Annotated in this window: 13 protein-coding genes and 1 pseudogene; 12 read left to right on the top strand and 2 right to left on the bottom strand. The window is 45.0% G+C overall.

The window, feature by feature from the left end:
- Positions 1–26 precede the first annotated feature (26 nt).
- From AB6D58_RS05710 to AB6D58_RS05675, 8 genes are all read left to right on the top strand, one after another.
- A complete protein-coding gene (locus tag AB6D58_RS05710) occupies positions 27–815 on the top strand; it encodes a phytanoyl-CoA dioxygenase family protein (protein WP_017059991.1) in 789 nt (262 codons plus the stop codon).
- A gap of 20 nt (positions 816–835) precedes the next feature.
- The gene (locus tag AB6D58_RS05705) at positions 836–1,825 is read left to right on the top strand and encodes a zinc-dependent alcohol dehydrogenase family protein (protein WP_017059992.1); all 990 of its coding nucleotides are present in this window, start codon (positions 836–838) and stop codon (positions 1,823–1,825) included.
- A 301-nt stretch (positions 1,826–2,126) separates the two neighbouring features.
- Positions 2,127–4,031 (top strand): bifunctional UDP-sugar hydrolase/5'-nucleotidase, encoded by a 1,905-nt coding sequence (locus AB6D58_RS05700; RefSeq protein ID WP_102321296.1) that lies wholly within the window; start codon positions 2,127–2,129, stop codon positions 4,029–4,031.
- A 742-nt stretch (positions 4,032–4,773) separates the two neighbouring features.
- Positions 4,774–5,472, top strand: a complete 699-nt coding sequence (locus AB6D58_RS05695) for an ABC transporter ATP-binding protein (RefSeq protein WP_372156687.1) — start codon at positions 4,774–4,776, stop codon at positions 5,470–5,472.
- Between the two features lie 8 nt (positions 5,473–5,480).
- Entirely contained in the window at positions 5,481–8,015 is a 2,535-nt protein-coding gene (locus tag AB6D58_RS05690; protein ID WP_372156685.1) for an ABC transporter permease, read from the top strand.
- Positions 8,016–8,026: 11 nt separating this feature from the next.
- Positions 8,027–9,148 (top strand): lipocalin-like domain-containing protein, encoded by a 1,122-nt coding sequence (locus AB6D58_RS05685; RefSeq protein ID WP_372156729.1) that lies wholly within the window; start codon positions 8,027–8,029, stop codon positions 9,146–9,148.
- Positions 9,149–9,339: 191 nt separating this feature from the next.
- A complete protein-coding gene (locus tag AB6D58_RS05680; RefSeq protein ID WP_372156683.1) occupies positions 9,340–9,549 on the top strand; it encodes a hypothetical protein in 210 nt (69 codons plus the stop codon).
- Positions 9,550–9,563: 14 nt separating this feature from the next.
- Positions 9,564–9,728: a hypothetical protein gene (locus AB6D58_RS05675; protein WP_231718250.1), complete on the top strand. Its 165-nt coding sequence runs from the start codon at positions 9,564–9,566 to the stop codon at positions 9,726–9,728.
- A gap of 105 nt (positions 9,729–9,833) precedes the next feature.
- Here AB6D58_RS05675 and AB6D58_RS05670 read toward each other — a convergent pair whose 3' ends face one another.
- Positions 9,834–10,622 (bottom strand): helix-turn-helix domain-containing protein, encoded by a 789-nt coding sequence (locus AB6D58_RS05670; RefSeq protein WP_029235520.1) that lies wholly within the window; start codon positions 10,620–10,622, stop codon positions 9,834–9,836.
- 98 nt (positions 10,623–10,720) lie between these two features.
- Here AB6D58_RS05670 and AB6D58_RS05665 point away from each other — a divergent pair, with 98 nt between their 5' ends.
- The 4 genes and pseudogenes from AB6D58_RS05665 (at position 10,721) to AB6D58_RS05650 (ending at position 13,313) form a co-directional block, all read left to right on the top strand.
- Positions 10,721–11,614, top strand: a complete 894-nt coding sequence (locus tag AB6D58_RS05665) for a DMT family transporter (protein WP_372102771.1) — start codon at positions 10,721–10,723, stop codon at positions 11,612–11,614.
- A gap of 48 nt (positions 11,615–11,662) precedes the next feature.
- A pseudogene (locus tag AB6D58_RS05660) lies at positions 11,663–11,917 on the top strand (peptide ABC transporter substrate-binding protein); the annotation flags it as partial.
- 382 nt (positions 11,918–12,299) lie between these two features.
- The gene (locus AB6D58_RS05655; RefSeq protein WP_004737700.1) at positions 12,300–12,803 is read left to right on the top strand and encodes an acyl-CoA thioesterase; all 504 of its coding nucleotides are present in this window, start codon (positions 12,300–12,302) and stop codon (positions 12,801–12,803) included.
- A gap of 237 nt (positions 12,804–13,040) precedes the next feature.
- Positions 13,041–13,313: a hypothetical protein gene (locus AB6D58_RS05650; protein WP_019822928.1), complete on the top strand. Its 273-nt coding sequence runs from the start codon at positions 13,041–13,043 to the stop codon at positions 13,311–13,313.
- 561 nt (positions 13,314–13,874) lie between these two features.
- Here the strand turns inward: AB6D58_RS05650 and malG are convergent.
- Positions 13,875–14,765, bottom strand: coding sequence for a maltose ABC transporter permease MalG (gene malG / locus AB6D58_RS05645; protein WP_017060050.1), 891 nt, complete (start codon positions 14,763–14,765; stop codon positions 13,875–13,877).
- Positions 14,766–14,770: the final 5 nt, after the last annotated feature.

The following is a 14,770-nucleotide window of genomic DNA, read 5'->3' as shown; positions in this document are numbered from 1 at the left end:
CAGCAAAGAATGAACGAAGGTAGTCAGTGGTAGAAAACAGCCAACAATTAAGTGACCGTTACGACGAACATGGTTACTTTGTTATCAGAAATTATTTCAATGAAGCTCAAATTGCATCGCTTAGAAAAGTCGTGCTGAAATTTCATGAATCATGGAAAGCAGACAACGAAGAATTCTATAAAGAAGAAGCATTTAACTCGTCTTTAATTACGGGAAGCGAGTATTTGCCTGCCGACGATAGAAGCGTGCTTTTCGACTTCATAAGCTCGAAACAAGTGATGGATGTGGTTGATGCGGTGATTCCGAACAAGCCGGCATTCATGAATACACAGCTGTTCTTCAACCCAGTAAACCCGCAGCAAAAAGACTTCTGGCATCGTGACTGTCAATACGACTACGACATTGATGACCAGATGAAAGTCATCATGGAAACCCAAGTATTGCATCTGCGAGTGCCCCTTTTTGATGAGCCCGGCATGGAACTTATCCCCGGCACGCACAAACGTTGGGATAACGAAGAAGAGTACAATGTTCGCCAAGAAGAAAACGGCAAAGTGAGCAGCGATGACATCTCTGGTGGTAAGCAGATACCGTTAGCCGCAGGTGACTTATTGGTGTTTTCAGCGGATATGATCCACCGAGGCCGATATGGCTTGGATCGTTTGGCTTTGGATATTTTGATCTTCGATTCGGCGGCAGACTATGTCGACTACGTTGATGACGACTGTTTACCGACGCCAGCTATGTTAAGCAATATTAGTGACCCAAGGTTGTTTATGAACACGCTACACTTAAAATCAATGCAGTACTCATAATCCATAAAGGTGCCCAAACTATGACTGACACTAAGCAAAATACCCGAATTAGCCAGTTCCGTTTCGGTCAGCCAAAAGAATCTCTCAAGTTAGAACATGTCGCTTTAGGGGTACTAGACAAAGATAAAGTTCGCGTACAAATTGAAGCGACTAACATCAACCCTAGTGATCTGTTGTCGATTTATGGTGTGGGCCAATACAAACATAGCCATCAGCCGCCGAGAGTACCGGGATTTGAAGCGGTAGGAAGGATTGTAGAATCCAGCAGTGCTGAGTTTATAGTGAATCAACGAGTGCTTGTGGCAACCAGTGGAACATGGCAGAACTATGTCGATGTATCACCAGATGATCTGTTCCAAATTCCTCAACATTTAGACAATGGCTACGCCTGTCAGTTGTACATTAATGCGCTAACCGCATGGGTGCTAACGACAGAAATAGCCAAGCTGACCCAAGAGGATGTGTTGATCATCAACGCGGGCAGTTCAGCCATCGGTAAGATCTTCTCCCAGTTATCAGCATCACTCGGCTTCAACATCATTGTCGTTACATCACAGCAGACACAATACCCTGCTACTTCCTGTTGGGTGATAGATGCGAACGCTGATCTAGTTTCTCAAATTAAGGCATTAGGCTTGCCTATGCCAACCGTTGCCTTTGATGCGATTGGCGGCTCACCCGGAACCGATCTTGTTCACACCCTTGGCAACAACGGGCGCTTTATCAACTATGGGACGCTGTCGTTGGATTTTTACGAGCCACGCTTCTTTGAGTACGCGAAAAACCAACACATCGATTTCAGCACCTTCTTCTTGCGTTATTGGGAGGAAGCAGAAGGTAAAGATGTTCGCCGTGATAAGTTCACGACCATGCTAGATCACTTCATCACAAACGACATTCAGCTCGACGTTGACCGCTATCTACCATTCGATGAAGTGCAAACCGCGATTGATCTCATTGAATCGAAAACCACACGCCTAGAGGGCAAGATCATCTTACTGCCACAGTAAGTGAGAGTTGGACGATATATACCTTGTTTATTTCAACAGGCAAGACGTTCAACAGCTTACAAGCGTGCTTGTTAATACACCATCGCTTAGGAAGTTTGATTAAAGAAATCGAAGATTGAAAAGATAGCGAAGAGTTGTGGTGCATTTCTCCATAACTTAAGTGGTTACGAGATGGTCATGAATCACATTTATTTGAAACATCAATTAGTTATATCATTAGAAATATGATACTGATCACCCATAAGATAACCTCGATTCTATATGGTAGCGTCATACTTAAAACCACGATGTGAACATAATTATGAAAAGACACATACTATCAAGCGCCATCCTACTCTCTCTAGCCTTTCCCACCTTTGCAGCTGATGGCGATATACACGATGTCACGATACTGGGTACTTCAGATATCCACGGTCATTTTATGGCGTGGGATTACGCGGCAGATAAACTCAACACTCGTGGTAGCTTGAGCCAAATCGCGACCAAAGTTGGTGAGATCCGCAAAGAGCAATCTAACATTATCCTTGTCGACGCTGGCGATACCATCCAAGGCAACTTCGTAGAAACCTTCAAAGACGAGCCCGTTGATCCAATGATGCTTGGCTTTAATCACATGAAATACGATGTGTGGGTTTTAGGTAACCACGAATTCGACTTTGGCCTCAAAACCCTCAACAGGGCCGTTACCCAATTTAAAGGGCAGTCTCTCGGTGGCAACATCAAGAACAAAAACGGAAACCCATTCCTGCCTGGTTACACCATCCTAGAACGCGGTAGCATTAAGATCGGCGTGATCGGAATGGATACCCCAATGACGGAGGTCTTTGCGCAAGGTACCAACCGTTTAGAAGGCGTCACTTTCACTAATCCAACCTTGGAAGTGAAGAAAATCGTCAAAGAGATTGATGATAAAGTGGATGCCATCATATTGGTTGCCCATATGGGAATTGAGAACGAGAATGACATTGCCGACACCGGTGTCACCGACATTGCCAATGCAAACCCAGAGCTTGATGCCATCGTCGCTGGCCACATGCACACTCGCATCGATAAAGCCGTTGTAAATGGCGTTATTATTACTGAACCCGACAGATATGGCCGCGCCCTATCTCGTATCGATCTTCAATTTGAAGAGCGCGATGGCACATTCACTCTCGTCAACAAAGACAGCTTCACCTATAAAATTAAAGGTATCGACTCTGATGAGAATATGGACGAGTTATACCAGCCTTACCACAAACAACTCCGAGAAATGGCGAACAGACCTGTCGCTCAACTTACCGGCGTTGATTTAGTCCCAGAAAACGAAATCCGCGGTATCCCTCAAGTCCATGTTCAAGACACAGGCATCAGTGCGCTATTCCAAGAAGCGAGCTTCTTCTATGCACCCAAAGCCAATGTCATTGCACTTCAAATAGACAACGACAATGCAGAGCTCGATGTTGGCCCAATCAAAGCCAAAGACATCGCGTACAACTACCAATACGCAGGTGGCGAAATCACTGTCTATCAGATGACAGGCAAAGAGTTAAGAACCTACATGGAATGGTCTGCAGGCTACTTCAACTCAGTACAACCTGGCGATGTGACCTACAGCTTTAACCCTGAACGTAGAGCTTCAAAATATTCGACCAATGACTTCTTCGCGGGCGTGACTTATACCATCGACCTCACTCAACCTGCAGGTACCCGCATCACCAACCTCGCGTTTGCTGATGGCACACCGGTTACTGATCAAACAGAGATCCGTATTGGTATGAATAGCTATCGAATGGGTCATCTAACCAAGAAAGGCGGCGTGCTAGAAGGTGAATCATTCCCTGTACTCTTTGATACGGAAGCAGAGTATGGAGAAGAAGCAGGCACGATTCGTAACATGACTATCAAGTATCTTAAAGAAGAAAAGAACGGCCAGTATGAGGGTAAGCCTCAACAACGATGGGCACTTTCTGGTTTAGAGAGTCGTTACAATGAACAGCGTGAGATCGTAAAATCATTGATTAATGATAAAACCATATCAATCCCAACCAGTGACGATGGCCGCTACACAAACATCGCTTCTATCAACGTAAAAGAACTGATGTTCAAATCTGACGAAGCCAAACAAGCAGCCATAACCACACGCGAAAAGAAACTGGCGCAGGCGACTGAGCAAGAGAGTAAGCAAATCAAACGCGAAATCACTCTGATTGAAGCGCTCAATTAACCCCTGACCTCAACCAATAACGACTTAACGACGCTTAGAGCGTGGTTAGGTCGTTGATTACGGAAAGTTGAGTACGATCCATATTAATTGACGTTGAAAAATAGAAGTAAAAGCAGACTCTTTGACACACTCATTACTATTGTAAGCAAGTACTTTGCAACTTGAAGGCTACACCGCCTCCCCCCCTTTTAGTAAAACCCAATAAATCATATAGTTATCCACAGGTAGCCCCATTTCTTTATCTTGCCTTCCATCACATGCATGTTGATAATACGAAGAATCTCTCACATAAGGCGAGAGCTTCTTTATAGGTAGTAATATGAATAACCCTGAATTGGTTTTCGCTATCGCTGCTTTGTTAGGTGCCTTAGCAAAATTAATCCTCGCAATAAAGTCCAAGTAACTAGATTTTCTTGGGCCTTACTAACCCTGATTGGCTTCAACCAATCGGGGGCGTTTTCTTTTAAAACGAATTGGAATTGGGACAATTTTTAACATAGATATTTATTATCTATAAACAGCCCCAAAAGCCTCCTAGGTGACTCAAAACTCCCACTAACACCTGTATTCCTTCTCACACTGATCTATTTCCCTCTTTTCGCAGTACAAGTTATTAATAATTCGATATAAATCGCTCTATTTTTTGAAATTGTTGTCTACAGTTTTATAGAGCTTGTCGCTTCAATAATTGCCACAAGTAACGGCACCTTTTGATGGTTAGTTTTGGTTATAAGGAAAGGAAATGGAAAGCCCTATTGTCACACTCACACATGCCAACAAAAGCTTTGTTGATGGTAAAGACACTCATAGCGTGTTGGACAATGTCGACTTCGCTTTGGCGACAGGAGCAAGCGTGGCTTTGACTGGGGCGAGTGGCAGTGGAAAGAGTACTCTGCTTAACATTATTGCGGGGTTTGAACCTCTATCCGGTGGAGAATTGTGGCTTGATGGCGAGAACACATCAAATTGGAAAGATCCACAGTGGAGCCGATTCCGCCATCAAAAACTAGGCGTTATCTTTCAGCAGTTCAACTTATTAACGCCACTCAACGTAAAACAAAACATCGCGTTTCCTCTCCATTTAAATCAACAGAAATGGAGCGACTGGTGCGACTATTTAGTTGATGCATTGGGTATCAGCGAGCTACTCGAAAGACACGTATCTGCACTCTCTGGCGGTCAGCAACAACGAGTCGCCATCGCACGCGCTTTAGCTCACAAACCCAAACTATTGCTTGCCGACGAACCCACAGGCAACCTCGACCACAAAGCAGGGTTAGAGGTTATGAAGCTGCTGAGTAAAATTACCACTCAAGGCAACACTGCCGTGCTTTTGGTTACGCACAGCCCAGAATGTGCCAGCTTTATGCAGACAAAATTGGTGTTAGATGATGGTTGTTTAAGGAACGCGGATCTAACCCCAAGAGCAGCAACGTTGTGAGTCATTCAATGAAGCAAACTGGCTTCGCTCAGAACCAGCTCACACATACCAAACTGACTCTGAATCTATTCGCGGCGCACTATCGTCAATCACCATTGCAAGCCGCAGCGATTCTGATCGGCATTGTGCTAGCGGTCACCTTGTTTGTCGCAGTGCAAGCCATCAACCTCAATGCCAAGCGCAGTTATGCAGAATCGACCGAACAACTTAGCGCCCAAGCGCAGAACCTGATCATTCCACCAGCAGGGCAAAACTATTTACCAGAATCGCTCTACTTCAAGCTAAGACAGAATGGATTAAGCGCAGCACTACCCGTGATTGAAGGACGAGTGAGAGACGAGCAAGGTCGTCGTTGGTCGGTACAAGGCAGTGAGTTGATCGCCGCCCTCACTTCAAGATCTCGTCACGCTCGCATCGACGAAAAAAGCAATACTCAAGCCAAAGAGCCAAACATTTCCCTGTTCGACAATGCCTTACCTTTGCCGCAACTCTTAGCGGGAGAACCCATTGTGATGATTAGCCAATCTCAGCACCAGAGTTTGGACGAAGTAGACGCACTCACTTTGGATGAAGTGCTCACTCAAGTGGTAGTGCTACCAGATGAATGGCAGCTCGGTAGCAGAATGTTGATGGATATTGGGTTCGCTCAGCAACTGCTTAACAAGCAAGGGCAACTGAGCTACATCGCTATTTTTGACACTAAGAGCGACACGAACAGCAATACTCAGGATAAATGGCAAAGCCTTATCGGCAAACAGGGGCAATGGATTTCCAACAACCAAAGCACGGATCTCGGTTCAATTACCGATAGCTTTCCCCTCAACCTCACCGCCATGAGTTTGTTGGCGTTTTTGGTTGGCCTGTTCATCGCTTACAATGGCGTGAAGTACAGTTTGCTGAAACGTAATCGGCTGTTGGTGCAAATTCAACAAGCTGGGATTGCGCCAAGCATCGTATTTTCAGCTCTGCTAGTCGAGCTGGTTCTTTTAGTCACAATGGGCGCGTCGCTTGGTTTCATTCTCGGCATTCAACTCAGCCATTGGCTACACCCAACCGTAGCGATAACGCTTGAGCAACTTTATGGTGCAACACTGCTTCCCGGCACATGGCAGTGGCAATGGTTAGTGCAGGCACTGCTACTCACGCTGGCCGCAACGCTTGTCGCGTGTTGGCAGCACTTTAAACAGCGGGTACGACAACCCCTCTCTTCCCATGGTGGTTTCTATCAAGCGCCGGAAGCGTCTAACGAAAATCAGCTGTTTGTTATCGGGTCAGTATTAACCATTGTCGCGTTAGCAGGGTTATGGCTGAGCGAACATCATCGCTTCACCATGGCATGGCTCGGTGTGTTAGTGGTGTCTATTCCTTTGTACCTGCCCAAAACGCTCAGCGTGCTAGCGAACTGGAGCGAAAAACGTACTCGATCTGGGTTAATACAATATCTGTTTGCTGAACTGCGTGAACTTATCTCCCCTCTCTCCCTTGCCATGATGGCGTTGCTTCTCGCCGTCACCGCCAATGTAGGAATGAATACCTTAGTCGGCAGCTTTGAATCCACCTTAAAGCAATGGCTTGAACAGCGCTTACATGCTGATATTTACGTTAGCCCTGCCCAAGGTGAAATCGCGAATGTGGAACGTGCGTTAGAGCAGTTTGAAAATGTTGAAACCGTTTATAAGCAATACTACGTCGATGATAACTTGCAGGGCTTACCGACTTTGCTCGGTACCAAAGACAAAGACACACTTGAGCAAACCATGGTGTTCCAATCCCACCTTGATGATTTCTGGACGCGCTTTTACCAAGGTGAATTCGTGGCGATCAGCGAGCCTACGGCAGTGAAGCTCGGCTTGTCCCTTGGAAGCCGACTCAAGCTCGACGCGATCCAAGACAAAACACTCATCGTCGGGGCGATTTTCCATGATTACGGCTCACCGAATGGCGAAGTGTTGCTTGCACCTAATTTATGGCTCGAAAGCGGATTTACTGACTTACCCACCAGCTTGGGAATCAAAGTCTCTGGCGACCCACAAGTGGTGTACGAACAGCTACGCCAACAACTCAATCTGCACCCAAGTCAGCTTTACGATCAAGCACAGATCAAATCGATCGCTTTAGATATCTTCTCACAAACCTTTGCTATCACTCGGGCGCTTAATGGCGTCACTTTAATGGTGGCGGTGATAGGGTTGTTCTGCGCCTGTTTCATGTTGCTCGATGCACGTAAAGCCGCCATTGCAAGGCTGTATGCACTCGGTGTTAGTCAGAAAAAATTGATGGCAATGGTGGTCGGGCAAATCTTTGTTCTGGTCGCCTTCACTCTGGTTATCGCTTTACCACTCGGCGCTATGGTCGGTTATGTGTTGACGGACATCGTTACCCTACGCGCCTTTGGTTGGAGCTTAAATTACGTATGGAATTGGAGTGATGCACTCAGCATCGCAACCATCACCATTTTAGTGGCAGTGATTGCGACCTTGATTCCACTGTGGCGTTTGGTCAGCAAACCCGTGGTATCCAGTTTACAGAGTGAGGTGTTGTGATGAATCGAACAATGAGAGTTTTCGTTCTCACACTTGGCATCTTGCTCCTTTTAGGGTGCGATGAATCCACTCAACCATCAGCTCAAAATATGGGCTCAATACTTGGCACTGGAAAACAAACCGACGATGAAACACAAAAAGAGACTGATCAATTCACACCGGTAGTTAAAGGTATCGACATCGCCTTCCCTGCCGACCATCAAGCACACCCTGATTTTCGTCATGAATGGTGGTATTTAACCGCAAACTTGATTGATGAAGAAGGCAATACGTTAGGCGTGCAATGGACACAGTTTCGCTTTGCGGCTGCACCACAGGAAAGTGGCAATAGCACCAAGCAAACCACGTGGCAAAGTCAGCAAATCTACATGGCACACAGCGCTGTCACCACTAAAGACAAGCACTACGCCGATGAGAAATGGTCTCGCGATCAAGCTGAACTAGCAGGTGTAAGCACTTCGCCGTTTCGTGTTTATCTCGATGACTGGCAATGGACGTCGACGACCGATGACCTGTTCCCAGCTACATTGGTCGCTAACTCGGGTCAATTTGGATACTCGCTTAAGTTAACCAACAACGCGCCATATCAAAAGCAAGGCGAACAAGGCTACAGCACTAAAAGTAGCGATGGTAAAGTGGCTTCCTATTACTACAGCCAACCATTCATCGATGTATCGGGCGAAGTAACCATTGATGGCATCACGCATCAGGTGTCTGGTAAAGGTTGGATAGACAGAGAATGGAGCTCTCAGTTTTTACTCGACTCGCAACAAGGTTGGGATTGGTTTGCGCTAAGGCTGAGTGATGAAACCAGCTTGGTGGTATTTCAACTTCGAAACTCAACAACAGGCAAAGCCAGTTATTCCCATGCGAGGTTGATGAATCAAGATGGCTCCGGCATCACGATTAAGCAGCAAGACATCAGCTTAACCGCCATCAGGCAAACTAAAATCGACGGGCGTGACTACCCAACAGAGTGGCAAGTTTCGATTCCAAGCCAGCAAATAGAACTGACCGTCTCGGCACTCAATCCAAATGCCAAAATGCCGCTGTCGGTGCCTTATTGGGAGGGGCCAATCGTGATTAAAGGTTCTCATTCCGGGTCTGGCTATATGGAGTTGACGGGGTATTAGAGAGTGCATTACTGACAACAAATAAATAGCGATAACCATGGAATAAACCACTTTCATCCAAAGCCTCCACCACGGAGGCTTCTTGATATTCATCATGTTCTATTTATCTAAACGCTTGTTACAAAATTTCTAATTTAACCAAACACTGAGCTCCCCTAAAATACCAATCAAATGCTTAGAGGAGATAGAACATGATTAGCTCAGTACACAATGACGAACTCAACAGATACATAGAGAAACTAGACTTAAACCTTACCAAGGCTCAGGTTCGTGAACTTGGTTGGCAGCAAAGTAATGAAGAGGTAGGAAAAGAAAAAACAGTATTAGGCTCGTGGTTTTTCTTTTCTTTCTTTGGCTTATGTACGTCTGCATGTTTTGCGCTGCTGATATATATCTCATGAAGATAAACAAAACAATGACCACGTATAACCAGCATGGAACCTTCAATTGGTTCGAGGTCGACGGAGAAACGTACATACTGTTCAAAGTGGGCAGCAACAGCGCTCTATTGAACCAAGACTATGAGGATGTCACCGAACAACAGAGCGAAATATACGGGCTGTTAGGTGCGATTCCATAAGCTCATACTGCACGTATTCACTTATGGTTTATCTAATCACTTATGTTCTCTCTACTCACTAACTAGTGAAAACATCCGTTCTTTTTGCAACACGAGCTAAGCTAGCTATAACAAACGGTTCTTGTACTGCTCTGGCGTTTGGTTCGCGTAACGTTTGAACATGGTGATAAATGGGCTTGCTTGGTTATAACCCAATGTAAGAGCGACCTCTTTAACCGATTGGCCGTTTCTCAACAAGTCCATTGAGTATAGGTAGCGCACTCGCAGTCGCCACTCGGTAAAGCTCATTCCAAGCTCGGTCTGGCAGTGGCGAGAAAGGGTTCTTTCCGTGGTGTGGACACGTTCAGCCCAATCTTTCAGCGTCACTTCATCGGTTGGGTTCTCTTCAACAGAAGCCAATATTGGCGCTAGATACTTATTATCGGTTGAAGGCAAGAAGTGGTGTTCAACCTCACGCTGCGCAAGTTGGTCAAGCAGTACCTGAACGAGCCTTTGGTCTTGCTCGGTTTCCGCAACATTGATCCCACGATCGCGAAAATCATCGATAATAGAAGACACAATCGGCGTGATCTTTATAAGGCTGGTTTTATCTGGCAGGTGTTGCGTGAGTTCTGGGGCGATATTTAGTGAACAGTAGTCCAAAGGCTTACGGTTATAACTGCAATGCATCACCCCGGCCGGTACCCAAATCGCTAGATGTGGTGGCGCTAGAAATCGAGTGCTTTCCGCTTCCATCTCTAATATACCACCACTGATCAATTGAACCTGTCCCCATGAGTGGCTATGAACTCGGGTTTCAGTGTTCGAAAGAAACGCTTCAAAATTCATAAATACGTTGGATGGTGCCTTATCAATTAATAAGGATGGATGAAGGTTTCTGGAGTGTTTTTTCAAACTTGTCTTCCTATCGCGCTTAATGTCTTTATAAAGATACTTGTAAGTATAACGACCTGTCAAACTAGCCGCATCAACTCATTCGCCACGGAATTCACATGCATTACCTATTACCATTTTTTACAGTCTGTATCTGGGGCGCCAATGCAATCGTCAACAAGCTTGCTGCAAACACCATAGAACCTAGCGCGATGAGTTTTTACCGCTGGTTTTTTGCGATGTTAATTCTCACGCCTTTCTGTATTCGCCCGGTGATGAAGCAGTGGGCTGTCATTAAGCCAAACCTATCGAAATTAGCGTTCCTCGGCTTTTTGGGCATGGTGTTGAACCAATCTCTAGGTTACTACGCCGGCTTAACCACAACCGCTTCCAACATGGCATTGATCACGTCTCTAGTCCCGTTGATCAGTGTATTTCTAAGCGTTCCTTTGTTGCACAAGTCCATTTCTAGTTTAAGTATTGTTGGCGGTGTGTTGTCACTGTCAGGCTTAGCTCTGATGTTAGGCAAAGGCGACCCTTTGTTCTTCATGCATCAAGAATTGACTCAAGGCGATGGCTATATGCTGATTGCGGCCTTTGTTTATGCTTCTTACTGTGTGCTATTGAAACGCTGGAAAATGCCCATCAGTAGCTGGGTGGTGATTTACATTCAGGGTCTGTTTGCTGTCGCGATGCTTACGCCACTTTGGCTTACCAGCGAACAACTGTTACCACCGCAACAAGCGATCCCATTGATAGCTTACGCCGCGGTTGCCGCTTCGATTTTAGCGCCTTGGATGTGGGTGAAAGCAATTGACACCATTGGTGCTGACTCAAGTGCGATGTTCATGAATTTGCTTCCGGTTGTTGCGATCGTATTAGCCGCGACATGGCTTGGTGAAGAGATTAACCAGTTCCACATCATTGGTGGTGTGATGGTGATTTCAGGTGTCATCCTTGCTCAAATCAGAAGAAAACCAAGGCTTGAGGCTCCTCTCCCTCAACAAAGCTAAACGCATTACCCAACGCTCACATTAGGGTAAAAATTCAAACTCACGTTTCACACAGCAAATGAGAGTGGCTACTGTAATCCATACTATGATGAGCCCTTACAGCAAGCGAGTAAAACGGAAGATTAGTCTAAACGCTTTACTTTATATCAGCACGATGAGTCGTTACTCAACTATTCTTCAGCAGTTATACCTTTATATCATTACAATCACACTCGATTAGTGCGAAATACACTCAAAGGCTTCCCTAACAACAATCCGAAAGGAAATATCTACGCGAAGGATCTATACTTCATAAAAGAGTAAAAGTGAGCTGAAGAATAAATAGTTTTAACTACCACTTTAGTGGTAATTGCGATAAAGTCACTTTAACTAAACCAAACAAGCAACGGTTAGTTGGCAAACAATAAAAGGTACCGACATGAGTACCTAAAGGCTTAGAAACACCTAGCATTACGCTAGGTGTTTTTTTTGCAATCTACCCTTTCTTTTAGCTTACTCTCGATTGTCTTTCCGTGTTTATCTCTCACCTTGAAACTCAATAACCATCAATATTCATCGGTTCGTCATCCGTTTGAAAAAAATAGTCTTAACCGTGAGATTATCCGCTTTAATTTCTATCATCTTATGTATATTGTTATTAGCAAGTAACAAGCATGTTATGCAGCATAATAATGAAGGAAGATAGATGAGCAGTAACAATAGCCGACAAGATGGTAAACGAGACGTTACTCTGCGTTTTTTAGCTGAACCCGGGGATGTGAACTTTGGTGGTAAAGTTCATGGTGGCGCAGCAATGAAATGGATCGATTTAGCAGCCTACGCTTGTTCCGCAGGTTGGAGCGGTAAATACTGTATAACAGCCTATGCAGGCGGAATTCGATTCGTTGCCCCAATTCATGTAGGCAACCTTGTGGAAGTAAGTGCAAAGGTCATTTACACAGGTTCATCTTCAATGCATATCGCTATCGACGTGCAAGCAAGCGACCCTAAAGAGCTCAATAACCGCCTAACAACTCACTGTATCGTTATTATGGTCGCTGTCGATGAGAATGGTAATCCGACTAAAGTGCCAGAGTGGATACCAGAGACGCCAGAAGACATCGAATTACGAGATTCGGCTATTCGCCTAATGAACATGCGAAAACAGATTGGTGAAGAGATGGAAGCTCACGTGAAGTACCTTAAGTAAGGTCCACCAGCTGCCCTCCCCCTACAAAACCTTATTACAATGTCAAGCGCCTGCTTGGCATTGATCTATTTGATACCTTCGTGCTCTACACAGCCAAATCCGCTGCACACCCAATACAGACGATAAGAGCGTGATACCCAGCCAAAGGTTGAAATGAATCGGCACTTGTTCACTGATTTATTTTGACTGTAATAAAGTCGTCATTTTGCTCTGATTAAATACCGCCAATCATAATAGATGCATTTGAATTTCTTGGAGCCACTCTTGAGCGTCATACGCCCCACTCTTAGCGAGTCTACACTGAACAATTTAAAGGCTGTTGAGTACCAATGGGTTAGAACTTTGTACGTCGAAGGCTACGACAGCAATGAAATCAACCACTATATCCAAACGTGTTTCGGTGGAGATCCGACATTTGCCGATCTATTTCGTCGCGTGGCACTCGATCAAGAAAGCATCTATGTGCTATTGCAACACTTAGGTTGTGCTCCTTCTAGTAAAGAGTTCTAACTTCTAAGTCCCACCAAAAACCAGAAGCATAAATAAACCTACCTCCATAACCCTCATGAATGTCACTTGAATATTCTGTAACTACCTCTCGCTTACCCATACATTTTCAGTGCAATTTCAGGTTTTGTTGCATACAAATCATTGAAGTATCACGCATTGGAATATTCACAACATATCAATAGTACAACAGCCACTTATACTGAGTGTCTGATTTGTGAGACTAGTTCATTTCTACAAGTAACCAAAATGAAGTGGTCGGTATTTAGGAGAGAAGTAACTCGAAACTTTGGGTTTTAAAGTAGATATGAGCGCGATAGTTAACGAGTAACGCTGACACAAAAAACAAAAAGTAGCAGGCATAAAAAAACCCAAGTAAATACCTGGGTTAGAGTTACAAAAACCACTAATCATTAATAGCGTAAGGAACCTGATTAGTAGCCAGCTATGCGTAACCTGAGGGTTATTTTTATTACTGATCGGCGGCCAAACCAAATGATGTAATAAAAATGCCAATATAGAGCGACCTAACGGTCGCTCTTTTTCTTTCTTATAGAGTACAGTTTATCCTTTTACACCACCTGCCGTCAAACCACCAACTAACCAACGTTGAGCAAGTAAGAACACGATAGTAATCGGAAGTGCTGATAGTACAGCCGCTGCCGCAAAGTCACCCCATAGGTAGTTCTGAGGGTATAGGTACTGCTGCATACCTACTGCTAGCGTGTAAGAGTTCACATCTGTAAGTAGGATAGACGCTACTGGCACCTCACCCACTGTCGCGATGAAAGATAGGATAAACACAACCGCTAGGATTGGCACAGACAGCGGTAGTAGAACCAGTCTGAATGCTTGCCAAGGCGTTGCACCATCAAGGGCTGCTGCCTCTTCCAGAGAGTTATCAATCGTCTCAAAGTAACCCTTAATCGTCCATACGTGCAGTGCAATACCACCTAGGTAAGAGAAGATTAGACCACCGTGTGTGTTCAAGCCTAAGAACGGAATGTATTGACCAAGTTTGTCAAACAGCGCGTAGATTGCTACTAGAGCCAATACTGCTGGGAACATTTGGAAAATCATCATCGCTTTCAGGATTGTGTTCTTACCTTTAAAGCGCATACGAGCAAACGCGTAAGCCGATGTCGTAGACAGTGTCACAATCAGAATCGATGTGATACCTGCAACCTTCACTGAGTTCCATAACCAAGTTAGCACAGGGAACGGAGGTGACGTTACCGAGCCATCTGCGTTCGTTACTGACATACCCAATGCTAACTTCCAGTGTTCCAATGATGGGTTATCTGGAATCAAACTACCGGTTGCGAAGTTACCTTCACGGAACGAGATCGCGATGATCATCAGTAGTGGGAAGATAATCATTGCCAAGAAGCACCACAACACTGCATGCGTTGCCCACACTCGGTATTTAAGGCCTTTACCTTGTACCATAGCCATTGTCG

Origin of the sequence: Vibrio sp. 10N.239.312.D08, from assembly GCF_041466145.1 — a bacterium.
Lineage (GTDB): Bacteria > Pseudomonadota > Gammaproteobacteria > Enterobacterales > Vibrionaceae > Vibrio > Vibrio crassostreae_C.
The sequence above is the reverse complement of the archived record's forward strand: the minus strand, read 5'-3'. Positions and strand labels throughout refer to the sequence as shown.